At 68.2% G+C, this 21,031-nt stretch carries 21 protein-coding genes; 11 read left to right on the plus strand and 10 right to left on the minus strand.

Annotated features, from left to right (window positions below):
* Positions 1 to 31: 31 nt before the first annotated feature.
* The 4 genes from CFB34_RS25510 to CFB34_RS25525 all read right to left on the minus strand — a co-directional run bounded on the left by CFB34_RS25510 (position 32) and on the right by CFB34_RS25525 (position 4,383).
* The gene (locus CFB34_RS25510; RefSeq protein ID WP_089441336.1) at positions 32 to 1,099 is read right to left on the minus strand and encodes a homocysteine S-methyltransferase family protein; all 1,068 of its coding nucleotides are present in this window, start codon (positions 1,097 to 1,099) and stop codon (positions 32 to 34) included.
* 489 nt (positions 1,100 to 1,588) lie between these two features.
* On the minus strand, positions 1,589 to 1,846 hold the full coding sequence (locus tag CFB34_RS25515; protein ID WP_006477667.1) for a DUF3567 domain-containing protein: 258 nt from the start codon (positions 1,844 to 1,846) through the stop codon (positions 1,589 to 1,591).
* A 254-nt stretch (positions 1,847 to 2,100) separates the two neighbouring features.
* Positions 2,101 to 3,390: a DUF3108 domain-containing protein gene (locus CFB34_RS25520; RefSeq protein ID WP_089441126.1), complete on the minus strand. Its 1,290-nt coding sequence runs from the start codon at positions 3,388 to 3,390 to the stop codon at positions 2,101 to 2,103.
* A 126-nt stretch (positions 3,391 to 3,516) separates the two neighbouring features.
* The gene (locus tag CFB34_RS25525; protein WP_089441125.1) at positions 3,517 to 4,383 is read right to left on the minus strand and encodes an IclR family transcriptional regulator; all 867 of its coding nucleotides are present in this window, start codon (positions 4,381 to 4,383) and stop codon (positions 3,517 to 3,519) included.
* A 167-nt stretch (positions 4,384 to 4,550) separates the two neighbouring features.
* On the opposite strand from CFB34_RS25525, the gene CFB34_RS25530 reads away from it, so the two are divergent.
* From CFB34_RS25530 to rfaE2, 6 genes are all read left to right on the plus strand, one after another.
* Positions 4,551 to 5,543 carry a fumarylacetoacetate hydrolase family protein gene (locus CFB34_RS25530; RefSeq protein WP_089441124.1) on the plus strand — a complete coding sequence of 331 codons (993 nt, stop codon included), beginning with the start codon at positions 4,551 to 4,553 and terminating at the stop codon, positions 5,541 to 5,543.
* A gap of 137 nt (positions 5,544 to 5,680) precedes the next feature.
* Positions 5,681 to 6,508 (plus strand): enoyl-CoA hydratase/isomerase family protein, encoded by an 828-nt coding sequence (locus CFB34_RS25535; protein ID WP_039346345.1) that lies wholly within the window; start codon positions 5,681 to 5,683, stop codon positions 6,506 to 6,508.
* An 88-nt stretch (positions 6,509 to 6,596) separates the two neighbouring features.
* Positions 6,597 to 7,358 (plus strand): PhaM family polyhydroxyalkanoate granule multifunctional regulatory protein, encoded by a 762-nt coding sequence (locus CFB34_RS25540; protein ID WP_089441123.1) that lies wholly within the window; start codon positions 6,597 to 6,599, stop codon positions 7,356 to 7,358.
* 24 nt (positions 7,359 to 7,382) lie between these two features.
* Positions 7,383 to 8,609, plus strand: a complete 1,227-nt coding sequence (locus tag CFB34_RS25545; protein WP_089441122.1) for a patatin-like phospholipase family protein — start codon at positions 7,383 to 7,385, stop codon at positions 8,607 to 8,609.
* A 468-nt stretch (positions 8,610 to 9,077) separates the two neighbouring features.
* On the plus strand, positions 9,078 to 9,956 hold the full coding sequence (locus CFB34_RS25550) for a diiron oxygenase (protein ID WP_089441121.1): 879 nt from the start codon (positions 9,078 to 9,080) through the stop codon (positions 9,954 to 9,956).
* Between the two features lie 150 nt (positions 9,957 to 10,106).
* The gene (rfaE2, locus tag CFB34_RS25555) at positions 10,107 to 10,592 is read left to right on the plus strand and encodes a D-glycero-beta-D-manno-heptose 1-phosphate adenylyltransferase (RefSeq protein ID WP_089426432.1); all 486 of its coding nucleotides are present in this window, start codon (positions 10,107 to 10,109) and stop codon (positions 10,590 to 10,592) included.
* Positions 10,593 to 10,608: 16 nt separating this feature from the next.
* On the opposite strand, the gene CFB34_RS25560 is transcribed toward rfaE2, so the two are convergent.
* The 3 genes from CFB34_RS25560 to CFB34_RS25570 form a co-directional block, all read right to left on the minus strand.
* Entirely contained in the window at positions 10,609 to 10,851 is a 243-nt protein-coding gene (locus CFB34_RS25560) for a hypothetical protein (RefSeq protein ID WP_089426666.1), read from the minus strand.
* A 204-nt stretch (positions 10,852 to 11,055) separates the two neighbouring features.
* Positions 11,056 to 11,856, minus strand: coding sequence for a type III pantothenate kinase (locus CFB34_RS25565; protein ID WP_089441120.1), 801 nt, complete (start codon positions 11,854 to 11,856; stop codon positions 11,056 to 11,058).
* The gene (locus CFB34_RS25570) at positions 11,853 to 12,773 is read right to left on the minus strand and encodes a biotin--[acetyl-CoA-carboxylase] ligase (protein ID WP_089441119.1); all 921 of its coding nucleotides are present in this window, start codon (positions 12,771 to 12,773) and stop codon (positions 11,853 to 11,855) included. The genes CFB34_RS25565 and CFB34_RS25570 overlap by 4 nt, the downstream gene beginning before the upstream one ends.
* Positions 12,774 to 13,262: 489 nt before the next feature.
* Between CFB34_RS25570 and CFB34_RS25575 the strand changes: the two genes are divergently transcribed.
* From CFB34_RS25575 to CFB34_RS25585, 3 genes are all read left to right on the plus strand, one after another.
* Entirely contained in the window at positions 13,263 to 13,817 is a 555-nt protein-coding gene (locus CFB34_RS25575) for a hypothetical protein (RefSeq protein ID WP_089441118.1), read from the plus strand.
* Complete coding sequence (locus CFB34_RS25580) at positions 13,804 to 14,478, plus strand: M35 family metallo-endopeptidase (RefSeq protein ID WP_242808702.1); 675 nt, start codon at positions 13,804 to 13,806, stop codon at positions 14,476 to 14,478. The genes CFB34_RS25575 and CFB34_RS25580 overlap by 14 nt, the downstream gene beginning before the upstream one ends.
* An 82-nt stretch (positions 14,479 to 14,560) precedes the next feature.
* The gene (locus CFB34_RS25585) at positions 14,561 to 14,899 is read left to right on the plus strand and encodes an OmpA family protein (protein WP_179243662.1); all 339 of its coding nucleotides are present in this window, start codon (positions 14,561 to 14,563) and stop codon (positions 14,897 to 14,899) included.
* Between the two features lie 67 nt (positions 14,900 to 14,966).
* Here CFB34_RS25585 and CFB34_RS25590 read toward each other — a convergent pair whose 3' ends face one another.
* From CFB34_RS25590 to CFB34_RS25600, 3 genes are all read right to left on the minus strand, one after another.
* Complete coding sequence (locus CFB34_RS25590; RefSeq protein ID WP_089441115.1) at positions 14,967 to 15,515, minus strand: hypothetical protein; 549 nt, start codon at positions 15,513 to 15,515, stop codon at positions 14,967 to 14,969.
* Between the two features lie 213 nt (positions 15,516 to 15,728).
* Entirely contained in the window at positions 15,729 to 16,574 is an 846-nt protein-coding gene (locus tag CFB34_RS25595; protein WP_089441114.1) for a tetratricopeptide repeat protein, read from the minus strand.
* Positions 16,575 to 16,582: 8 nt separating this feature from the next.
* The gene (locus tag CFB34_RS25600; protein WP_089441113.1) at positions 16,583 to 18,652 is read right to left on the minus strand and encodes a bifunctional 2',3'-cyclic-nucleotide 2'-phosphodiesterase/3'-nucleotidase; all 2,070 of its coding nucleotides are present in this window, start codon (positions 18,650 to 18,652) and stop codon (positions 16,583 to 16,585) included.
* Between the two features lie 305 nt (positions 18,653 to 18,957).
* Between CFB34_RS25600 and CFB34_RS25605 the strand changes: the two genes are divergently transcribed.
* Together CFB34_RS25605 and CFB34_RS25610 are read left to right on the plus strand one after the other, a co-directional pair.
* Complete coding sequence (locus tag CFB34_RS25605) at positions 18,958 to 20,082, plus strand: ABC transporter permease (protein ID WP_089441112.1); 1,125 nt, start codon at positions 18,958 to 18,960, stop codon at positions 20,080 to 20,082.
* Entirely contained in the window at positions 20,079 to 21,017 is a 939-nt protein-coding gene (locus tag CFB34_RS25610) for an ABC transporter ATP-binding protein (RefSeq protein WP_089441111.1), read from the plus strand. The genes CFB34_RS25605 and CFB34_RS25610 overlap by 4 nt, the downstream gene beginning before the upstream one ends.
* The last annotated feature ends 14 nt before the right edge of the window (positions 21,018 to 21,031 follow it).

Raw genomic sequence — 21,031 nt, forward strand, 5'->3', positions numbered from 1 at the left:
TTCTGGTGATGAAGGACGGGGGACGGTCGGGTCAGGCGTTGTCGCTGTACTGGTTCGGCCAGCGGCGCGGCTTCACGTCGGCGAGCGCCTTCGCGATCTCGGCGATGTGTTCGGGCGTCGTGCCGCAGCAGCCGCCCGCGAGGTTCACGAGCCCGGCTTGCGCGAATTCCTTCAGCAGGCCCGACGTGACGTCCGGCGTTTCGTCGAAGCCCGTCTCGGCCATCGGGTTCGGCAGGCCCGCGTTCGGGTAGCACGACACGTAGGTATCGCACAGCTTCGCGAGCTCGGCGATGTACGGGCGCATCAGCGCCGCGCCGAGCGCGCAGTTCAGGCCGAACGTGAGCGGCTTCGCGTGGCGCAGCGAATTCCAGAACGCCTCGACCGTCTGGCCCGACAGGATCCGGCCCGACGCATCGGTGACGGTGCCCGAGATCATGATCGGCAGGCGCTCGCCGGTGTCCTCGAACAGTTCGTCGAGCGCGAACAGCGCGGCCTTCGCGTTCAGCGTGTCGAAGATCGTCTCGACGAGGAACAGGTCGACGCCGCCGTCGAGCAGTGCCTTCGCCTGCTGGTAGTACGACGCGCGCAGCTCGTCGAACGTGACGTTGCGCGCGCCCGGATCGTTGACGTCCGGCGAGATGCTGGCCGTCTTCGGCGTCGGCCCGATCGCGCCCGCGACGAAGCGCGGTTTGTCGGGCGTCGCGTATTGCTCGGCCGCTTGGCGCGCGAGCTTCGCCGATTCGATGTTCATCTCGACGACGAGATCTTCCATCTCGTAGTCGGCCTGCGCGACGGTCGTCGCGCCGAACGTGTTGGTCTCGACGATGTCCGCGCCGGCCGCGAAGTACTGGTCGTGGATCTCGCGGATGATCTGCGGCTGCGTGATCGACAGCAGCTCGTTGTTGCCCTTGATGTCGCGCGGGAAATCCTTGAAGCGCTCGCCGCGATACGCGGCTTCGTCGAGCTTGTAGCGCTGGATCATCGTGCCCATCGCGCCGTCGAGGATCAGGATGCGCGATTTGAGCAGCGCAGGCAGAGCGGCGCCGCGCGTGTAGGACGCGTCGAGCGGGACGGAAGCGGCGAGAGGAGTCGCAGACATGGGCGAAAGACCGGCGAAGACGGGAAAACCGTCATTGTAGCCGGTGCGCATGGGCGCCGCCCGCTAGGGCCTGTTCACGCTAATAACGGGCTTGCGCTGGCCACCAGAAGGGCCGAGCGCAAGGATTGCGACGAAGCGAATACTCAACGTATTCGCGAGGAGCATGACGCGGCGATCGGCCCTTCTGGTGGCCAGCCCCACGAATGAATTTTCCCGAACAGGGGAACGCGCCTTGCCGGCCGTATTGCGGCGTCGATCGTCGCTTGTTTGGCTCGGCCAAACGGCGCTCCTCACTCCTTGCACTACGACCGGCAAGGCGCGTTCGCAAGCCCGTTATTAGCGTGAACAGGCCCTTGCGCCGCGCCGGCCGGGCCGCCAAATGAAAACCCCCGCCGGCGAAACGGGGCGGGGGCAGGATCGGAGTGCTCGCTACGCCGCGTCGATGCGCGGCGAATGGCCCGGCCGCACGAGGCGCCGGGCTGCGGGTCGTCAGTGCAGCACGACGGGCATCATCATCAGGCTGTCGAATTGTCCGAGGAATTCGTCGACTTCATCGAGCGACGGTTCATCCTCGATCAACTGCTTCACGTGCGCGCGGAATCGTTCGGCAAGTTCGCCGTCGATGAAGATTTCGCGCTGCGCGTTCTTGTCGACGATTTCATATCCGCCGGCATTCATCAGGTGGTGGCCGGCCTGCGGCGCGAATTCGACGACGCAGTAGTTGGGGCTGTTGTAGATCATTTGCATGGCGGCACTCCTCTTCGCAGTGGCATCTGGCCTTGTTGTCCCCTAGGTGGGGCGAGCCTTGCCGGTTTCAAGGGGCTTGCGCTGCACACCCCGTTCCCGTTTGCGTGGGGTGTATCGGTTAGAAGCCGATGTCTATGAAACGTTTCCCATTGTCTGCCGGTGGACTGAAATAGTTGTTAAAGAGTGTCATCGGCCATTTCACGGAAATCTGTAATCGGTCGAAATTGCCGAATCGCGTGCATTCGCGCGCGAGTTCACTGTGTGACAGGCGATGTGACAGGCGAGGGCGCGGGCGGTGCAGCCGGTGGTGCCGGTGGTTGCACGGGAGCCGGCGGCGCGGGTTGGGCCGGTTCCGCAGTGGGAGCGGCCGATGCGTCGGGCGTCGGCGTACCGGCGGGCGCAGGCGTTGCGCCGCCTGCGGGTGCTGCGTCGGCCGGCGCGCTGGGCGCCGCGAGCCGGCCATGCCACAACAGCTCGATCTGCGCGCCGTTCGGTTCGGTCTGCACGAGCCGCGCGGGCAGCCAGCCGAGCGACGGCGCGAGCCACATGTCGATGCGGCGCATGTCGCCGTCGCGTCGCGGCAGGCGCATGAAGTGCCGCGCGCCGATGATGCCGGCCTGCGTCTGCACCTGCTCGTCGCCGATCACGGTGATCGGCCAGGTTTCGCCGCTGTTGTTGTCGATCACGAAGAACTGCTGCGTGACGCCCGGCTTGTACGCGGACGGATTGCCGCGCACGAGCCCCGACAGCTGCATCAGCATGCTGAAGCGGTCCTGCACGCCGTCGGGCAGCGGCGCGTTGTTCGGCGTGCGCGTGAACACGACCTGCCGGATCTCGCGGTTGAAGATCGCGATGTCCTCCGGCCGCTTGCCGCGCTTCTCGACGTAGCGCTCGGGCGCGACGCCGAACGCGTCGATGCGGCCTTCGCTGCGGTAGGTGAACGGGCCGACGAACGGCACGGGCATCGACACCGACAGGTCGTAGGTGTGCCAGTCGGTGCGCCAGTGGATCGTGCCGATCATGTTCTGCATGCCGTTGTAGAACGTGTCGTACTGCAGGTCGCCGGACGGCGGCGCGTTGAACTTCACGCCGTTCGTCGCGGGGCCCGGAGTCGCGGTGACGGCGGCGCTGGCGGCGGCGGCAGCCGACGCGGCATGCGGGCCCGATGCGGCAGGCACACCACTCGCTGCTGCGGCGGCGGCCGGCGGCTCGCCGTGCTCGGCCGTTTGCGTCGACGTGAGGACCGGCTCGGGCGCGGGTTTCGGTGCGGCGGCCTTCGGGGCCGCCGGCGCGGGCGCGGCCGGCTGCTCGACCGGCTTCGGCGCGGGCGGCGCAGGCTGACGCTCGATCGGTTGCGGTTTCAGCAGCTCGATCTGCACGGGGACGTCGGCGGGGGGCGGCGGCGTGAACGAATCGCGGTTGCGCATCAGCGAGAACGCGGCGAGCGCATGCAGCACGAGCACGATCACGAGCGCAATGCCCACGCGCAGCCAGTGGCGGGGCAACGCGTGACTCGGGCGGGTATCGGCAGGCTGCATGGGCATCGGGACAGGATCGGGGCGTTCGCGTGAGCTCGGGCGCGCGGCGCGCGCCACAGGATTCGGACTGTCGAATGCGCCTCACGTTCGCGCTGCGTGACGGGCAGGTGCCGGGGGCGGTTACCGGATGCGTCAGGCGTCGCGCGCGTCGGGACTATAGCCGAGTTCGTAAGACAGTTTCTGCGCGCAGGCGCGCAGCGCCGTGTCGATCTCGCCGCCCCATGCGATGTCGAACGAGCCTTCCTGGCCGAGCGCGACGATCGCGAGCGCGAGTTCGCCGACCGCATCGAACACGGGCATGCAGAACGCGTGGATCGTCGGCAGCAGCATCCCCTCGACGCGCGCGGCCTCGTGCCGGCGCACGTCGGCGAGCACCGCGTCGACCTCGTCGAGCGTGCGCGGGCCGCCGTGGTGCGGCGAGCGGCGCGTATCGGCGAGTTCGCGCTCGAGCATCGCGGCGGTCTTGCTGCGCGGCAGGTACGCGGCGAACAGCAGCCCCGTCGCGGAGCCGAGCAGCGGCATCACGTCGCCGAGCTTCAGCGACGCCTTCGCCGGGTGGCTCGATTCCATCCAGTGCACGATCGTCGGCCCCTGGTTGCCCCACACGGCGATGCCGACCGTCTGGTCGAGCCGGTCGCGGAATTCGGTCAGCGCGATCCGCGCGAGCTTCACGCCGTCGACGCGTGCGAGCCGCGCGAGCCCCATCTGCAGCACGAAGCCGCCGAGTTCGTAGCGGCCCGAGACGGGGTCCTGCGATACCACGCCGAGCCGCGAGAAGCTGACCAGGTAACGGTGCGCCTTCGCAGGACTCATGCCCGCGCGCTGCGCGAGGTCGCGCAGCATCATCGCGCGCGGCTCGCTCGTCAGCACGTCGAGCAGGCGGAAGCCGACCTCGATCGACTGGATGCCGGAACGGACCTTCTCGCCGTGTTCGCCGGAAGCGGCGTCGTCGGTGTCGGAGTCGGCGAGATCGTCGTCGGGAAGCGGGCTGGCGGGCATGGGCGGCAGGGGCGCGAAAAGGCGGCAGGAAGCAGGCTGAAAAACCGGACTGAAAAACCGGGCCGAAGAATCGGGGCGAAAACGGCACGCACGATCGCCGCGCGCCGCAGGGATTCACCATCGTAAAATAGATTCCCTCCATCGTCACTACAACGCCAGAGTCCCCTATGAAACTTGCTTCGCTGAAGGACGGCACGCGCGACGGCCAGCTGATCGTCGTGTCGCGCGACCTGCACACCGCGGCGATCGCCGACGCGATCGCGCCGACGCTGCAGCGCGTCCTCGACGACTGGGCGTTCTACGCGCCGCAGCTGCGCGACCTGTACGACGCACTGAACCACGGCCGCGCGCGCAATGCGTTCGCGTTCGATCCGGCCAACTGCATGGCGCCGCTGCCGCGCGCGTTCCAGTGGGCCGACGGCTCCGCGTACGTGAACCACGTCGAACTCGTGCGCCGCGCGCGCGGCGCTCAGATGCCGCCCGAATTCTGGACCGATCCGCTGATGTACCAGGGCGGCAGCGACGATTTTCTCGGGGCCCGCGACGACGTCGTGTGCCCGTCCGAGGAATGGGGCATCGATTTCGAGGCGGAAGTCGCGGTGATCACCGGCGACGTGCGGATGAGCGCGACGCCCGACGAAGCGCTGAAGGCCGTGCGGCTCGTCACGCTGGTGAACGACGTGTCGCTGCGCAACCTGATTCCGGCCGAGCTCGCGAAGGGCTTCGGCTTCTTCCAGAGCAAGCCGGCCACCGCGTTCGCGCCGGTCGCCGTGACGCCCGACGAGCTCGGCGACGAATGGCGCGAAGGCCGCGTGCACCGGCCGATGATCGTCCACTGGAACGGCAAGAAGGTCGGCCAGCCCGATGCCGGCACCGACATGGTGTTCCATTTCGGCCAGCTGATCGCGCACGCGGCGAAGACGCGCAATCTGCGCGCCGGCTCGATCGTCGGCTCGGGCACGGTGTCGAACAAGGACGCGAAGCGCGGCTACTGCTGCATCGCCGAGAAGCGCTGCCTCGAGACGATCGAGCACGGCGCGCCGCAGACGGAATTCATGCGCTACGGCGACACCGTGCGCATCGAGATGTTCGATACCGCCGGCAAGTCGATCTTCGGCGCGATCGAGCAGTCGGTGGCGCCGCCCGACGGCGCGGCGTAAGTCGCGCGGCGCACGCAGCGCTGCGCTTGCGCGAAACCCGGGCCCGGCCCGCGCGCCGGGTTTCGCCTGATGTTTGCCCGCGCGGGCTTGGCTACACTCGATTCAGGGGCGCGAGAGCCTCGAGCAAGGAGCAGCGCATGGCCGATCTCGCCGCGTACGGCGGTTACGAAGCACTGAAGGTGACGCGCCGCGACCATGGCGTGCTCGACATCGTGATGAGCGGCGAGGGCGCGAACCGCAGCGGCCTCGCGACCGCGAACGCACGCATGCATCGCGAGCTCGCCGACATCTGGCGCGACGTCGACCGCGATCCCGACACGCGCGTCGCGGTGATCCGCGGCGAAGGCAAGGGCTTCTCGGCGGGCGGCGACCTCGCGCTCGTCGAGGACATGGCGAACGACTTCGACGTACGTGCCCGCGTGTGGCGCGAGGCGCGCGACCTCGTCTACAACGTGATCAACTGCAGCAAGCCGATCGTGTCGGCGATGCATGGCCCGGCCGTCGGCGCGGGGCTCGTCGCCGGGCTGCTCGCCGACATCTCGATCGCCGCGAAGGATGCGCGCATCATCGACGGCCATACGCGGCTCGGCGTCGCGGCCGGCGACCATGCGGCGATCGTGTGGCCGCTGCTGTGCGGGATGGCGAAGGCGAAGTACTACCTGATGCTGTGCGAGCCGGTGAGCGGCGAGGAGGCCGAGCGGATCGGGCTGGTGTCGCTCGCGGTCGAGCCGGCCGACCTGCTGCCGAAGGCCTACGAAGTGGCCGAGCGGCTCGCGCACGGTTCGCAGTCGGCGATCCGCTGGACCAAGTACGCATTGAACAACTGGCTGCGCACGGCCGGGCCGACCTTCGATACGTCGCTGGCGCTCGAATTCATGGGTTTTTCCGGGCCCGACGTGCAGGAAGGCATTCGCTCGCTGCGCGAGCGGCGCCCGCCCGAGTTTCCCGGCGACGCGCCGTTCTGACACGCGCCGGCGCTATGATCGACCCAGGCGCGGCTCGCGCGACGCACGGCGGCCGCCTCGCTCTCACCCAGTCAACCAGGATGCCCGTATGACGACCGATGCCTCCGGCTCCAACCCTTTCGCCGGCTTTGCCGGCTTCAAGCCCGCCGACATGATGGACCGGATGTGGGACATGATGCGGATGTCGCCGTTCGGCGGGATGACGTCGTTCCCGGGCGCCACGCAAGGGCTGCCGCCGTCGCTGTCGAGCATGTCCGACATGATGGCGCCGCTCACGAGCGTCGAGGAACTCGACAAGCGGATCACCGATCTGCGCGCGGTCGAGCAGTGGCTGAAGCTCAACCTCGGGATGCTGCAGTCCGCGATCCAGGCGCTCGAGGTGCAGCGCGCGACGCTCGCGACGCTGCGTGCGTTCGGCGCGTTCGCGCAGAGCTCGATGTCGGCGGCCGAGGAAGCGGCCGTCGCGGCCGCGCATGCGGCGAAACACGCGTCGGCGGCATCGGGCGACGCATCGCCGGCACCGGAAGCCGACGCGTCGGATGCGGCGGCGGGCGACGCCGCGCAGCAGGCCTTCGACCCGTCGGGCTGGTGGAACCTGCTGCAGTCGCAGTTCAACCAGCTCGCGAGCCTCGCGATGGCGCAGCCGGGCATGCAGCCCGCCGCGCCGGGCGATGCGCCGCCGGACGCGGCCGCTGCGCCGGAGCCGGCCGCGAAGCCGGCACCGGCCGCCGCCGCGCCGCGCAAGCCTGCCGCGAAGCGTGCGAAATCAGCCGGTGCGGCGGGTTCGGCCGCGGCGCGCGCGGCCGCCGCATCGTCGCCCGAAACCCGTCCGCCGAAGCGTTCGACGTGACGCGGCGCAGGTAGCAGGTCGATCATGCGGCTCGCGCTCGTGCTGATGGGAGGCGGCGCACGTGCCGCCTATCAGGTCGGCGTGCTGAAGGCGCTGGCCGAGATCGCGCGCGAGGCCGATCCGCTGCGGCACACGCTGCCGTTCGCGGTCGTGTGCGGCTCGTCGGCCGGCGCGATCAACGCGACGTCGATCGCGAGCCACGCGGACGACTTTTCCCACGGCGTGCGGCGCCTGCTCGAATTCTGGGAGCCGTTGCGCGCCGACTACGTATATCGCACCGACTGGCTCGGCATCGCGGGCGCCGGCGCACGCTGGCTGGCGACGATGACCTTCGGCTGGGCGGCCCGCCGTGCGCCGCGCGGGTTGCTCGACAACGCGCCGCTCGCACACCTGCTGCAGCGCGAGCTGAGTTTCCACCGGATCGAGCAGATGCTCGAGGCGCGCCTGCTGCATGCGCTCGCGGTGACGGCGCTCAGCTATTCGAGCGGGCGGCACCTCACGTTCTACCAGGCGGCCCAGCCGATCCAGGCGTGGCGGCGCGCGCAGCGCACCGCGCGGCTGGTCGACCTGTCGGCGTCGCACCTGCTCGCGTCGTCGGCGATTCCGTTCGTATTCCCGGCCGTGCCGCTCGTGCTCGACGGGCAGATCGAATACTTCGGCGACGGCTCGATCCGGCAGATCGCGCCGCTGTCGCCGGCGATCCACTTCGGCGCGGACCGGATCGTCGTCATCGGCGCGGCCGACCCGCGGCCCGAGATTCCGGCCGCGAACGGCCACGGGCTGGTGCGCGGCTACCCGACGCTCGCGCAGATCGGCCAGCAGGTGCTCGCGAGCGTGTTCCTCGACTCGATCGGCTCGGACATCGAGCGCATCGAGCACATCAACCGGATGATCGAGCACCTGCCGCACCAGGTCGAGTTGGACAGCGGCTGGCGGCACGTCGACGTGCTCGCGATCGCGCCGTCCGAGCGCATCGAGCTGATCGCCGCGAAGCACCTGAAGCAGATGCCGGCGACGATGCGCGGGCTGCTCGGCGCGATCGGCGGCAGCCAGCCGGCCGGCGCGTCGTTCGCGAGCTACCTGCTGTTCGAGGAGGCGTTCACGCGCGAACTGATCGAGCTCGGCTACCGCGACGGGCGCGCGCAGCGCGATACGCTGGCCGGCTGGATCGCGCGCGCGGACGGCGGCAGCGCGCCGGCGGCCGGCATGCCGCCGGAAGATGGCCTCGCGACCGGAGAAATACGGGTCTGATGCTTGCAGGAGAATGTAAGGTTGCGTTTTCGCGACGGTCGGCCGCGACCGATCGCCGCACCGCGATGGGCGGCGCACGACCGGGCGGGCGTCTCGGAACCGTCATGCACGCGTGATATCATGGCCGCCGCCGTATACACCATATCGAGCAGCCCGCCGATCCGGCATCCGCACGGGACCTTTCGGGGAACCCGCCTGGGGCAGGGGACGGGCGCGCCAACGAGCCGGCCAGCGCCGGCCCCCCACTCAGGCAGGCGTGCAGCCGGTTCCGTTCGCGGAGCGTGGCTGCGGCATGCCGCAACGGCGGCGGCGCGGCCGCCCGGCTGCCGGACGAGGAATCACCGTCCGGCTGGCCGGTTTCCCGCGTAAAATTAGAGTCTTGGCTGCAAAAGGCGCGCTCGGGCGCGCTTGCGCGGCAACAGTCACGTTTAGAGAAGTCGCATTGCGCAGAACAGGGGTGGGACCATCATGAACACGATGCTTTATCCGGAACTTTACCGATCGCTCGAAGCCGTCCGCTGGGACATGGAGAAGGACATTCCGTGGGACAAGTTCGACGCTTCGCTGCTCACCGACGAGCAGGCGAAGACGATCAAGATGAACGCGATCACCGAATGGTCGGCGCTGCCCGCGACGGAAATGTTCCTGCGCGACAACCAGCACGACAGCGACTTTTCCGCGTTCATGAGCGTGTGGTTCTTCGAAGAGCAGAAGCATTCGCTCGTGCTGATGGAATACCTGCGCCGCTTCAAGCCGGAAATGGTGCCGACCGAAGAGGAACTGCACGCGGTGCGCTTCCAGTTCGACCCGGCGCCGCCGCTCGAGACGCTGATGCTGCACTTCTGCGGCGAGATCCGCCTGAATCACTGGTACCGTTGCGCGGCCGACTGGCACACCGAGCCGGTCATCAAGCAGATCTACGAAACGATCTCGCGCGATGAAGCACGCCACGGTGGCGCGTACCTGCGCTACATGAAGAAGGCGCTGAACAACTGCGGCGACGTCGCGCGTGCGGCATTCGCGAAGATCGGCGTGCTGATGGCGTCGGCGCGACGCACCGAGAAGCCGCTGCACCCGACCAACCTGCACGTGAACCAGGCGCTGTTCCCGCGCGACACCGTGCAGTCGCGCCTGCCGGATCCGGAATGGCTCGAGCGCTGGCTCGACGAGCAGATCCGCTTCGACGGCGAATGGGAAAAGAAGGTCGTCGAGCGGATCCTGCACAACCTGTCGATCCTGTTCGAGCGCACGTTCGCGACCGCGCAGGAGCTGAACCGCTACCGCAAGGAAGTCACTGGCCGCCTGCAGGCCGAAAGCGGCTCGTCGTCGGCCGCGCAGCCGGCCTGAGGCCGGTCGGCGCCGCAGCCGGCGTGAATCGCGCCGGCCGCGTTGCGCGATGTCGTACCCGTTGCATGAAGCCCGCCCGGTCAGTCCGGCGGGCTTTTTATCTGGCGCCGCCGCCGCGCGCGCCATTGCCCACTTCGTCCGACCTCCATCATGTCCGCCACCTTCGAACGCAAGCTGATCACCCGTGATGCCCTCGTCGCCCTGCGCGCGTCGCTGCCGTCGCCCGTCGTGTTCACCAACGGCGTGTTCGACATCCTGCATCGCGGCCACGTCACCTATCTCGCCGACGCGAAAGCGCTCGGCGCGTGCCTGATCGTCGGCGTGAACAGCGACGCGTCGGTACGCATGCTCGGCAAGGGCGACGACCGGCCGATCAATCGCCAGGAAGACCGCGCGGCGCTGCTCGCGGCGCTGGAAAGCGTCGACTGGGTCGTGACGTTCGAGGAAAAGACGCCGGTGTCGCTGATCGAGGCGGTCCGGCCGGACATCCTCGTGAAGGGCGGCGACTACGACATGGATGCGTTGCCGGAATCGGCGCTGGTGCGTGGCTGGGGTGGCCGGGCGCTGGCGATTCCGTTCGAGCACGATCGCTCGACCACCGCGTTGCTGAAGAAGGTGCGCGCGCAGCAGTCCTGAGCGCGGCCCGGCGCCGTCAGGGTGCGGACGCGGCGAGCGGCTCGGCCGTGACGGACGGCGGCGCGATCGGGCCGCCGATGACGGGCTGGTCGGTGGCCCGTGCGAGCGGCGTCACGCGCAGCGCATCGGGCCGCACCTGTCGCGCCAGCACGCCGGGTTCGCGCGGGCCGGCCGCCGGCAGCGGCCCGAACACGCCGCGCGCCACCACGAACGCGAGCATGTTGGCGAGAAAGAGAACAGCGATCAGCCAGCGCAGCATCGTCGACACTCCTCGTCGTCATTGACGTGGTTCACGTCATTCAATCGGGCCGGCTGCATCGCCGGCGATTTCATTCCTTCTCGTTCCTGCCGTTGACCGTGCGCGCGGGGCCGGCATGGCGCCGCCCGTTCTTCACCGTCATCGTGACGCAGGCCCGCACGGGCTCGCGTTGCCGTGCGCCGGCGCGCTGCCGGCGCTTTTCCGTCACGCCTGCGTCGGCGTGGCGGTTGCCGCTTCCGCGGCGATCAGCGCCAGCCCGGACAGGATCAGTGCATCGTGCCGCGTATGCGGGAGCGTCAGCGCACGCGCGACGTCGTCCGCCGCGCCGCCGGCCAGCACCAGCCGCACGGGCGCCTGCCACGCATCCGCGAGATCGCGCCACGCGCGTTCGATCAGCCCGGCCTGCGCATACAGGCAGCCGGCCGACAGCGAGCGCGGCGTATCGACCTGGAACGGTTCGGCCTGGGCACCCGCGAGCAGGCTGCTCGCGATATCGGTGGTCAGCGTCGGCAACTGCGCGGTGTGCGTGCCGAGCGCGCGCATCATCAGCGCCCAGCCCGGTGCGATCAGCCCGCCCGTGAAGCGGCCGTCCGCGCGCAGCGCCTCGAGCGTCGTCGCGGTGCCGAACGTCGCGATCAGCAGGTGCTCGCCCGGAAACGCCGCGTGCGCGCCGATCAGGCCGGCCCAGCGGTCGCTGCCGAGCTGGTCGGGCGTCGTATAGCCGTTCGTCACGCCGCATTGCGTGTGACGCGCGCGTATCGTCGTGCGCGGCAGGCCCGGCCAGCGTGCGTCGAGCAGCGCGTCGAGCCGGGCGGCCACGTCGGCGCCCGCGACGTTCGAGATCCACGCGCCGCGCGGACGCGGCAGGGCCGACCAGTCGGGATCGGCGCCGCCGTCGCGGGTGTGGCCGAACGCGCCCGTCTCGACGAGCGTGCGCTGCGCATCGGCGAGCGCCCACTTGATCCGGCTGTTGCCGGCGTCGATCAGCAGGTGCGGCTCGTTCATTGCGCTTCGCGCAGCGACACGTCGCCGGCGGCGATCGCCTGCATGCCGTCCGGCGTGTCGAGCAGCAACTGGCCGGTCGCGTCGATGCCGGTCGCGATGCCGCGCACGCGTTCGACGCCCTGTTCGAGCAGCACGACTTCGCGCCCCGCGTACGCGTGCAGCGCGTGCCAGCGCGGCAGGAACGGCGCGAGCCCTTCGGCGCCGAACTGCGCGAGCGCGGGCGTGAGTGCGTTCAGCGACGCGGCGAGCGTATCGGTGAGGTTGGCCGACGCGCACGCGATCGACAGCGCGGCGGGCGGCAGCCCGCTCGCGAGCGTCGCTTCGCGCGCGCGCAGCGCGTCGACCTGCGCGGCGACGGCTTCCGCGCCGCGCACGTTGATGCCGAAGCCGATCACGACGGCGGTGGCGTCGGCGCTGGTCCACGCGGTTTCGATCAGGATCCCGGCGAGCTTGCCGACGATGCGCGGCGTGCCGTCGTCGGTGGCGGTCAGCAGCAGGTCGTTCGGCCATTTGAGCGCGACGCGCGTATGGGCGTCGAGCGGCAGCGCGGCCAGCCCTTCGGCGAGTGCAACGCCGATCGCGATGCTGAGGCCGCCGAGTGCTTCGACGGGGCGCGGCACGATGCAGCCGACCGAGCACAGCAGCGCATTGCCGGGCTGCGCGAACCACGGTCGGCCCTGCCGGCCGCGGCCGGCCGTCTGTTCGAACGCGACGCGCACGAGCGGCGCGGGCAGCGCGTTCGCATTGCGCGGCAGCGCCTTGAGCCGGGTGGCGACGTCGGCGTTGGTCGAGCCGGTGGCGGCGACGATGTCGAGCGGCCACGCACGCGGCGCGGCGTCCAGGTGCGCCTCGAGCCGGTTGCGCGCGATGTGCGCGTCGCCGGAATCGGGCGTGTCGGAGGAGGTGGGGGCGTTCATGGCGCCTATTGTAGCGACAGGGGGCGCTGGCGCGTCGGCAAGGGGGTAATGGTCATTTCCCCGGGAGGCAGGGGCCGATTGAAGTACGACGCTTCCCGCGAATGTGCTCGTACCGAATCGAGAGAAGTTGCATGCAGGTAATTGTGCGCATGCGAGCTGGATTCAATGTAGCTCGGACATTCCGGTTGATCGATCGACGAAACATCGTCGACCGATATCGATCGAGGAGGATTTCGAATTCGTATGATGGATTTCTTTGTGCCGATCGTGCATTTTGGTGCGGTGAGATTTGCGCTGATAGCGACGAGAGGGAATCCGGATGAATAGTCGTGAGCAATGGTTATTCGAGTCTTCGTTGGCTGTTGTCGGCCGGTTGATGGCTAGCGGCGGTCGGTATGCCGCTGGCAGGCCGACCGTCGTCGGATGGGTTGGACCCGGCACTTTCGCGGATGAGCGTTGCTCGGGCGCGATGAGCCGAGGTGACGCCGCATGATCCGCTATTTCCTCGCCAAGGGCGATCGGGGCGGTAGCGCGACGATCATCGAGGGACTGGAATGCGTCACGTGTTCCAATCCGCCGCCGCGTGTGCAGATCGCCACGCTCTACATGAAAACTTACTGCACGGCTTGCGAGCAGGTGGGGTTTGTCGCGCCGAAAGGCCCGCGCTTGCCCGGCAGGGCGCCGAATGGTCAGGGATGGGCGTTGAGTGGGGATATCAACGCATGCGGGTGCAGTCCGCCGCCGGTGTTCTATGCCGAGCGGGGCATGAGGATGCGGGTCGGTGACGGGGTGACTGAGCGGAAAGAACTGGGTGACGATCATTCTCACTCGTCCGTCGCTGGGGCGGAATGCGACGAGCAGTATGTATTGAAAAACGAGAAGACGGGGCAGCCCTTGGTATGTGTGCCTTATCGAATTCATACCAGTTCCGGCCGGGTCTTCAGTGGTATGACTGATCGTGCCGGGCACACACAGCGCGTAGCGACGCGTCATTCAGAGAAACTGCGAATTGAAATAGTGGAGCATGGCCGTGTCGCACGATGACTACGAATACGTGACCGTGCATGACTCGGCCATAACGAATACGACGCGTGGCTCGAAGGTTGAGCTTTTACTGGCAGTCGACGGGCCGCCCATCTGTAAAAACATGACCGATGCGGAATTCCGGAAGAAAGTCCTGACGTTGCGCGACGATGCCGTAAAAATAATCACGCAGAGAGTCGACGAACTCGATGTTTGGAGAGAGCCTGCGCGGGCGAGAGTCAGAGAGTGGTTCGGGATCGCCGACGAGCCCACTCGCGGTGCGCTGACGAACGGATTGGTGGCGTTGATCAAAGTCATGAAGGGATTGACGGCAAGGAATTTCGTTCGCTCCGATCCCGACCTTGATCGGGCTCTCGGCTGTACGCCAAATACCAAAAATCTAGACGGCGAAGTTGCGCACGTTTGCGGCCCCGATACCGCTATGCACACGATATCGATTTCCCCGAAATTCTGTGAGCTTCCGGATACGAGTGCGGGTACGTTTTCCTCGATGCAACTGACCATTGTTCACGAGTGTGTGCATTTTCGGGATACATTCGGAGCGATTGACTACAAGAACACCTATGGACAATTTCTCAGCAGGCGGCTCGCCAAAGAGGTCCCGACAATGGCGATCAGGAATGCGGACAATATTGCGTGGTATATCTTGTGCATCGATTAGCCTTGTGGGGCTTTGTGCTTCAGGCGTCGTGTTTGCTTGCAGCTTTTCCTTGCAATACGCAAGTAAGCTCGACCTCGGCGTCATGGCCATTTCGAATGCTGACCGGATTGCGCTCGCCACCTTGTTGGTGACCGTTCGGAACAGTGCGGCCAACAATGGTCCCGTCGTGATCTACGGATATGCCGACGAGCACGAGCGCGACGCAATGTCGATCGCCCGTGCTCGGGCCGATGCTGTCCGAGCGTATCTGCTCGATCTCGGCGTAGCAAAAGATCGGATTCACATGGACTCTAAAATCTGGCGAAGCAACTCCGTTGTTCCGTCGAGTGAGCGCAATCAGATAGAGATAGAGTTCATTCCAGCCTGTTCATCGGAAGGTTGCGAGAATCCGTGCGGTACGGTCATGCCGGAGCAGAAGTAACGACGTACGGCATTCGCATGCGAGATATCCCCGCAGTGGCGTTGCGTCGCGCCAGCGCTCCATCTGCTTAGCGCCGCATCTCCATCCGCTCCAGCGCCTTGATGTCCTCCTCGGACGTCATCTCGCAGGCCAGCAGCGTCTTGCCTTTCAGCGCCGGGCCCTGGCGGGCCGACACGAGGATCAGCGCGCCGCCCGGGCCGCGAACCGTCAGCCGGCGCGAATAGCCGACGGACGACGCGCCCAGCAGGTGGCCCTTCTCGAGGGTGAGCTGGTAGCGTTTCGCGAGCTGGTCGGCGACTTCGCCGTCCACGAGCACGCCGATCCCGGTACTGACGAACACGACCTGCTGCGTCGTGAAGCCGTCGCGGTGGATCGGCTCCGGCAGGCGATAGACGGCGGCGCCCAGCATCGATTCGTCCGGCTTCGGATCGGCCGCCTTGGCGATGTTGTAGATCGAATCCATCAGGTCCGACGTGAACGGCGGCTTGCAAAGCGCGGCGTTGAAGATGTCGGGCTGAGCGGGCGGCGCGGCGAGGGCGGTGAGCGGTGCGCCGGCAATGACGAGGGCGACGGCGCCGACGGCAGCGGCACCACGCCTGAAAAGGCGATGGGACATGGATGCAGTTCTCTCAGGTTTTATTGTGAGGCTGCATGTTAATGCATTGCCGCGTGTCGAACGGTCGACGTAGCGCAGCCGGATGGCGGCAATGCAACCGGCGCGCGAGCCCGACGCGTCGCGATCGATTCCGTTGCAGGGTGATCGATGCGCGGGGCGTCGGGGCATGCGCTTCATGCAGCCGGTGAGATGCCGGTGCGTGCGGACGAACCGTTACGGCGCGACGACCGGGTGCTTCAGCGCGTGCGCGGTCTCGATCCACTGCGCGTGGAATTCGTCCGCGTCGGGCTTGAGCCCGAGTTCGCCGTTGCGATAGGCCATCGCGAGCGTCTGCACGGCTTCCGGCAGCTCGTGCTCGGCGGCGCGGCGATACAGCGCCAGCGCGCGCGCCTCGTCGCGCGGCACGCCGCTGCCTTCGCGGTACGCGTTCGCGAGCATGAAGTCCGCGGCCGGGATGTCCGCGCGCGACGCGACGTCGAACCAGTGCGCGGCCTGCACGGGATCGGCGGCGACGCCGTAGCCGCTGCGATAGATCAGCCCGAGGTAATACGCGGCGGCCGGGTCGCCCTGCGCGGCCGCTTCGCCGAGCAGCGTGTGGGCGCGTGCGTAGTCCTTCGGCATGTCGCTGCTGCCGAGCAGCAACGCCTTGCCGAGCGCGAGCTGCGCACGCCGGGCGGCCGGCGCGTCGGCCTTGCTGTCTGCCGCCGCGGCCGTTTCCAGCCAGCCGCGCCCCTCGTCGCGCAAGCCCGGTTCGCGCGCGTCGACGAGCGCGATGCCGAGCGCCGCCTGCGCGTCGCTCGAGCCGCGGCGCGCCAGCGTGCGCAACTGCGCGAGCGCATGCGGCTCGGTGGCCTGCGTGACCATCGCCTGCCACTCGTCGAGCTGCACGGCGCTCGGCGCGGGGCCGGCGCCGCGCAGGCCGGCTGCCGCGACGACGGCCGCGACGGTCACGGCCGCCGCCGCGAGCAGCGCGGCCGGCGGGAGTTTCGCGCGCAGCAGGCGCCGCGCGGCGGCGGCGAGGCCGGTTTCGGCCGGCCGCATCGTCCGGATCGGTTGCATCGCGGGTCTCATTGCGTGAGGTCGATTTCGTAGGTGGCGAGGTTCTTGCCCGAGCCGTCGTCGGCCGCGACCTGCGTGATGCCGGTCAGGCCGGCCGCCGCCGCGTCGCCGAGGCGGTTCGGCGCGGACGCGAACTGCACGTGCGCGACCGAGCTCGCGAGCTTCGTGAAGCGCCAGCTGCGCTGTGCGCCGTCAGCCGCGCGCGTGATCGCGCCGCGCTTCTTGACGAACGCGATCAGCACGTCGCGGTTCGCGTCGGGGGACGCGAAGATCGTCTTGCTGCCGTCCAGGCCCGGGAAGTTGCCGCCGCCGCTCGCGCGGTAGTTATTGGTCGCGACGATGAACTGCGCGTTCGGGTCGATCGCCGCACCCTTGTACGTCAGGTTCTTGATCCGGCTGCCGACCGGTTGCGTGACGTCGATTTCATACGCGAGATCGGCCGACGTGAACATGTCGAAGTTGTAGCCGGGGAACGTGCTGACGAGCGGCTGCACGGTCGCCTTGGTCGGGTCGATCCGGTTGAAGCGCTTCGCGGCCGTTTCGAGCCAGTTCTTCACGTCGGCGCCGCTCACCTTCACCGCGTACACGGTGTTCGGGTACAGATAGAGGTCGGCCGCGTTGTTGATCGCGAGCGCGCCCGGCGCGACGTCGGTGTAGTCGGTGCCGCCGCCGAAGCCGCTCTTGAACGGCGCGCTGACCGACAGCACCGGCAGCGACGCGTATTGCGGCAGGTTCGCCTGCACGTAGGTCTTCACGTAGTCGGCCTGCGCCTCGTTGACGATCTGGATCGCGCCCGGATCGCCGACATCGGCGAAGTACGAGTTCATCCGGTAGTCGGTCGAGCCGATCGGCGTCTTCACGTAGTCGATCGTCGCCTGGTGCTCGGCGGCGATCGCGGCGGACACGGACGGATCGGCCGCGACGTAGCTCTTGTCGGCGTTCTGGATCGGCCGCGCTTCGACGGTGGTCTGCGACTTGTCGACGCTCCACGTCTTGCCGTCGAACTTCAGGCCGAGCTTGATCACGCCGAGGTGCTTGCCCCAGTAGTTGGCCATCACGGTCGGCACGCCGTTGACGGTGCCCTTGACCTTGTCGACGCCCGGCAGGTTGAACTGCGACACGGTGCTGTTCGCGTCCGGGAACACCTGGTGCGAGTGGCCGATCAGCATCGCGTCGATGCCGGTCACCTTCGACAGCCACCAGCTGCCGTTCTCCATCGTCGGCGAATACGCGGAATTGTCGAGGCCGCCGTGCGAGATCGCGACGACGAGATCGGCGCCCTTCGCGCGCATCTCCGGAATGTACTTCTCGGCGGCTTCCTTCAGGCCGGTCGTGTAGACCTTGCCGTCGAGCCAGCGCTTGTCCCAGTTCATGATCGCGGGCGGCGTGAAGCCGATGATGCCGATCTTCACGGGCGCGCTGACCGTCTTGCCGTCCGGCGTCGTCGCGGTCACGGTGCGGGTCAGGATCGTGTACGGCGTGAACAGCGGCGCGTTGGTCTTCGCGCTGATCACGTTCGCGAGCACTTGCGGGAAGTTCGGGCCCGCGCACTTCTTCTGCTGGGCCGGCGCCGGCAGGCCGTCGACCTCGAACGTGTTGCCGGTCACCTGCGACAGGTACGGCAGCCCGTAGTTGAATTCGTGGTTGCCGATCCCGCCGCCGTCGAATTTCGCCGCGTTCATCACCTTGTAGATCGCGAGCGTCTGGTCGCAGCCGACCGGCTTCACGAGCGCCTGGTAATCCGACAGCGCGGTGCCCTGGATCGTGTCGCCGTTGTCGAGCAGCAGCGTGTTCGGATACTGCGCACGCGCTTGCGCGATCAGCGTCGACACGCGCTCGAAGCCGAGCGAGTTGTCGGCGGCGAGCTTGAAATAGTCATACAACAGCACGTTGGTGTGCAGGTCGGTCGTCTCGAGCAGGGCGAGCGTGGCCGTCGTGCCGACGGGCGCCTGCGCCGCCGGCGGCGTCGCGGGCGGCGAGGTGACGTCGTCGCCGCCGCAGGCGGCGAGGATGAAGGCGAGGCTGGCGAGCGCGGCGATGGCCGGTACGCGACGGCGGGAAAGCAGGGGGAGACGCATCGGTTGTCCTGTTCGGTGTTCTGTTTTATGAAAGGCGAGAGTCGCAACGATTGGCGGCGCGGGGCGCCGACGGCCTGATGTGCGGCGCGTGAGAGTATCGAAAGGATTCGTGACGGAAGAATGAAAGGTGACGAAGCCGGCAACGGGCCCGGGGGCGGCGGCTTCCACGCGGCCCCCGGGCGGGCGTTCCCGGCCAGTCGCGCCGCCCGTCGCCCGCGGCCGGGCGCCGCACGGAAATCCTCACGTCGCGTCTCCGGGCGGTTCGCTACAATGGCCGCTGTCACCTTTTTGCAAACAACCTGCCCTTGGACTTCGAGACTCCTCCCGGCCTGTCGGTCGACGCCGGCGGCCAGGGCCAGACGGTGCGCCTGACCGGCCAGTGGACCGCGCTCGCGCTTGCACGCAATCGCGGCGCGGTGGCGCGCCGTATCGCGAGCATCGCGTCCGGGCGCGTGAGCGAATGGGATCTGTCCGGCATCGAGCGGCTCGACCACGTCGGCGGCCAGGCGCTGTGGCGCGTGTGGGGCCGCAAGCTGCCGGCCGGCGTCGCGCTGAGCACCACGCAGCGCACGATCTTCGAGCGCATCGAGCGGCTCGACAGCGCGCGCGAGGCGCCCGAGCGGGTGGTGCGCTTCGGCCCGATCACGCGCCTCGGCTTCATGCTGTTCGCGTTCGGCGAACACCTGAAGGGCGGTATCGCGATGTTCGGCCTCGTGATCCTCGATGCATTGTCGGTGCTGCGCCGCCCGAAGACGATGCCTTGGAAGGAAACCTCGGCGAACATCTACAGCGCCGGCGCGCAGGCGCTGCCGATCACCGCGCTCGTCGCGTTCCTGATCGGCATCGTGCTCAGCTACCTGTCCGCGCAGCAGCTGCAGATGTTCGGCGCGAACCGCTACATCGTGAACATCCTCGGGCTGTCGGTGATCCGCGAGCTCGGCCCGGTGCTGTCGGCGATTCTCGTTGCCGGCCGCTCGGGCTCGGCGATCACCGCGCAGATCGGCGTGATGCGCGTGACCGAGGAGCTCGACGCGATGCGCGTGATGGGCATCCCGCACGGGCTGCGGCTGATCCTGCCGCGCGTGCTCGCGCTCGGCATCGCGATGCCGCTGCTCGTGATGTGGACCAACATCATCGCGCTGACGGGCGGCGCGCTTGCCGCGAAGCTCGTGCTCGGCATCGACGTCAACTATTTCGTGCGCTCGCTGCCGGGCGTCGTGCCGATCGCGAACCTGTACATCGGGGTGGGCAAGGGCGTCGTGTTCGGCATGCTGATCGCGCTGGTCGCCTGCCATTTCGGCTTCCGGATCAAGGCGAACTCGCAGAGCCTTGGCGAAGGCACGACCACGTCGGTCGTGACGTCGATCACGGTCGTGATCCTCGCCGACGCGGTGTTCGCGATCCTGTTCCAGAACGTGGGGCTCGGATGAACGCATCGAACGAAACGACCGTGCACGCCGCGGCCATCGGCGCCGGGTCGGCGGGCAACGGGCCGGCCGCGGCGGCCGACGGCGGCGACCTCGTGATCGAGGTGCGCAACCTGACCAAGCGCTACGGGCGCAACATCGTTCACCAGAAGCTCGACTTCGACGTGCGGCGCGGCGAGATCGTGTCGATCGTCGGCGGCTCGGGCTCGGGCAAGACCACGCTCGTGCGGCAGATCCTCGGCCTCGAGCGGCCGACGTCGGGCACGATCAAGGTATTCGGCGAGGACACGGCGACGATCGACGACGCGAGCGCGCGGATGATGCGCACGCGCTCCGGGATGCTGTTCCAGCAGGGCGCACTGTTCTCGTCGATGACGGTGTTCGACAACGTCGCGCAGCCGTTGCGCGAGCTCGGCCGCGTGCCGCCGGACCTGCTGCACGACATCGTGATGCTGAAGCTCGAGATGGTCGGGCTGCCGTGCAAGCACGCGTCGAAGATGCCGGCCGCGCTGTCGGGCGGGATGGTCAAGCGGGTGGGCATCGCACGCGCGATCGCGCTCGAGCCCGAGCTGCTGTTCCTCGACGAGCCGACGGCCGGCCTCGATCCGCAGGCGTCCGACGAATTCGTCGAGCTGATCGCGACGCTGCACCGCACGCTCGGACTGACCGTCGTGATGGTGACGCACGATCTCGACACGATGGTCGCGCTGTCGACGCGCGTCGCGGTGCTGGCCGATCGCAAGGTGCTGGTCGCCGCGCCGGTCGAGGAGGCCGCGAACGTCGACCATCCGTTCATCCACGAATATTTCCTGGGGCTGCGCGGGCGCCGCGCATTGCAGGCGCTGCCGCCCGAGCGGCGCGCGAAGCTGCCGCCCGAGCGGCGCGCGAAGCTGCCGAAGGCGGCCCTCGAACCGGCGCTGTCGAGCGTCGAGCTGTAGGCACGAAGGAATCC

Origin of the sequence: Burkholderia sp. HI4860 (genome assembly GCF_002223045.2) — a bacterium.
Classification (GTDB): domain Bacteria; phylum Pseudomonadota; class Gammaproteobacteria; order Burkholderiales; family Burkholderiaceae; genus Burkholderia.

What these genes read in the sequence shown, in the direction of transcription:
- CFB34_RS25515 (WP_006477667.1), bottom strand. Translation starts at nt 1,846, where the DNA reads ATGCAAATGATCTACAACAGCCCCAACTACTGCGTCGTCGAATTCGCG.
- rfaE2 (WP_089426432.1), top strand. Translation starts at nt 10,107, where the DNA reads ATGTCCGCCACCTTCGAACGCAAGCTGATCACCCGTGATGCCCTCGTC.
- CFB34_RS25525 (WP_089441125.1), bottom strand. Translation starts at nt 4,383, where the DNA reads ATGCCCGCCAGCCCGCTTCCCGACGACGATCTCGCCGACTCCGACACC.
- CFB34_RS25545 (WP_089441122.1), top strand. Translation starts at nt 7,383, where the DNA reads ATGCGGCTCGCGCTCGTGCTGATGGGAGGCGGCGCACGTGCCGCCTAT.
- CFB34_RS25540 (WP_089441123.1), top strand. Translation starts at nt 6,597, where the DNA reads ATGACGACCGATGCCTCCGGCTCCAACCCTTTCGCCGGCTTTGCCGGC.
- CFB34_RS25575 (WP_089441118.1), top strand. Translation starts at nt 13,263, where the DNA reads ATGATCCGCTATTTCCTCGCCAAGGGCGATCGGGGCGGTAGCGCGACG.
- CFB34_RS25595 (WP_089441114.1), bottom strand. Translation starts at nt 16,574, where the DNA reads ATGCAACCGATCCGGACGATGCGGCCGGCCGAAACCGGCCTCGCCGCC.
- CFB34_RS25570 (WP_089441119.1), bottom strand. Translation starts at nt 12,773, where the DNA reads ATGAACGCCCCCACCTCCTCCGACACGCCCGATTCCGGCGACGCGCAC.
- CFB34_RS25565 (WP_089441120.1), bottom strand. Translation starts at nt 11,856, where the DNA reads ATGAACGAGCCGCACCTGCTGATCGACGCCGGCAACAGCCGGATCAAG.
- CFB34_RS25585 (WP_179243662.1), top strand. Translation starts at nt 14,561, where the DNA reads ATGGCCATTTCGAATGCTGACCGGATTGCGCTCGCCACCTTGTTGGTG.
- CFB34_RS25590 (WP_089441115.1), bottom strand. Translation starts at nt 15,515, where the DNA reads ATGTCCCATCGCCTTTTCAGGCGTGGTGCCGCTGCCGTCGGCGCCGTC.
- CFB34_RS25510 (WP_089441336.1), bottom strand. Translation starts at nt 1,099, where the DNA reads ATGTCTGCGACTCCTCTCGCCGCTTCCGTCCCGCTCGACGCGTCCTAC.
- CFB34_RS25530 (WP_089441124.1), top strand. Translation starts at nt 4,551, where the DNA reads ATGAAACTTGCTTCGCTGAAGGACGGCACGCGCGACGGCCAGCTGATC.
- CFB34_RS25600 (WP_089441113.1), bottom strand. Translation starts at nt 18,652, where the DNA reads ATGCGTCTCCCCCTGCTTTCCCGCCGTCGCGTACCGGCCATCGCCGCG.
- CFB34_RS25550 (WP_089441121.1), top strand. Translation starts at nt 9,078, where the DNA reads ATGAACACGATGCTTTATCCGGAACTTTACCGATCGCTCGAAGCCGTC.
- CFB34_RS25535 (WP_039346345.1), top strand. Translation starts at nt 5,681, where the DNA reads ATGGCCGATCTCGCCGCGTACGGCGGTTACGAAGCACTGAAGGTGACG.
- CFB34_RS25520 (WP_089441126.1), bottom strand. Translation starts at nt 3,390, where the DNA reads ATGCCCATGCAGCCTGCCGATACCCGCCCGAGTCACGCGTTGCCCCGC.
- CFB34_RS25560 (WP_089426666.1), bottom strand. Translation starts at nt 10,851, where the DNA reads ATGCTGCGCTGGCTGATCGCTGTTCTCTTTCTCGCCAACATGCTCGCG.
- CFB34_RS25610 (WP_089441111.1), top strand. Translation starts at nt 20,079, where the DNA reads ATGAACGCATCGAACGAAACGACCGTGCACGCCGCGGCCATCGGCGCC.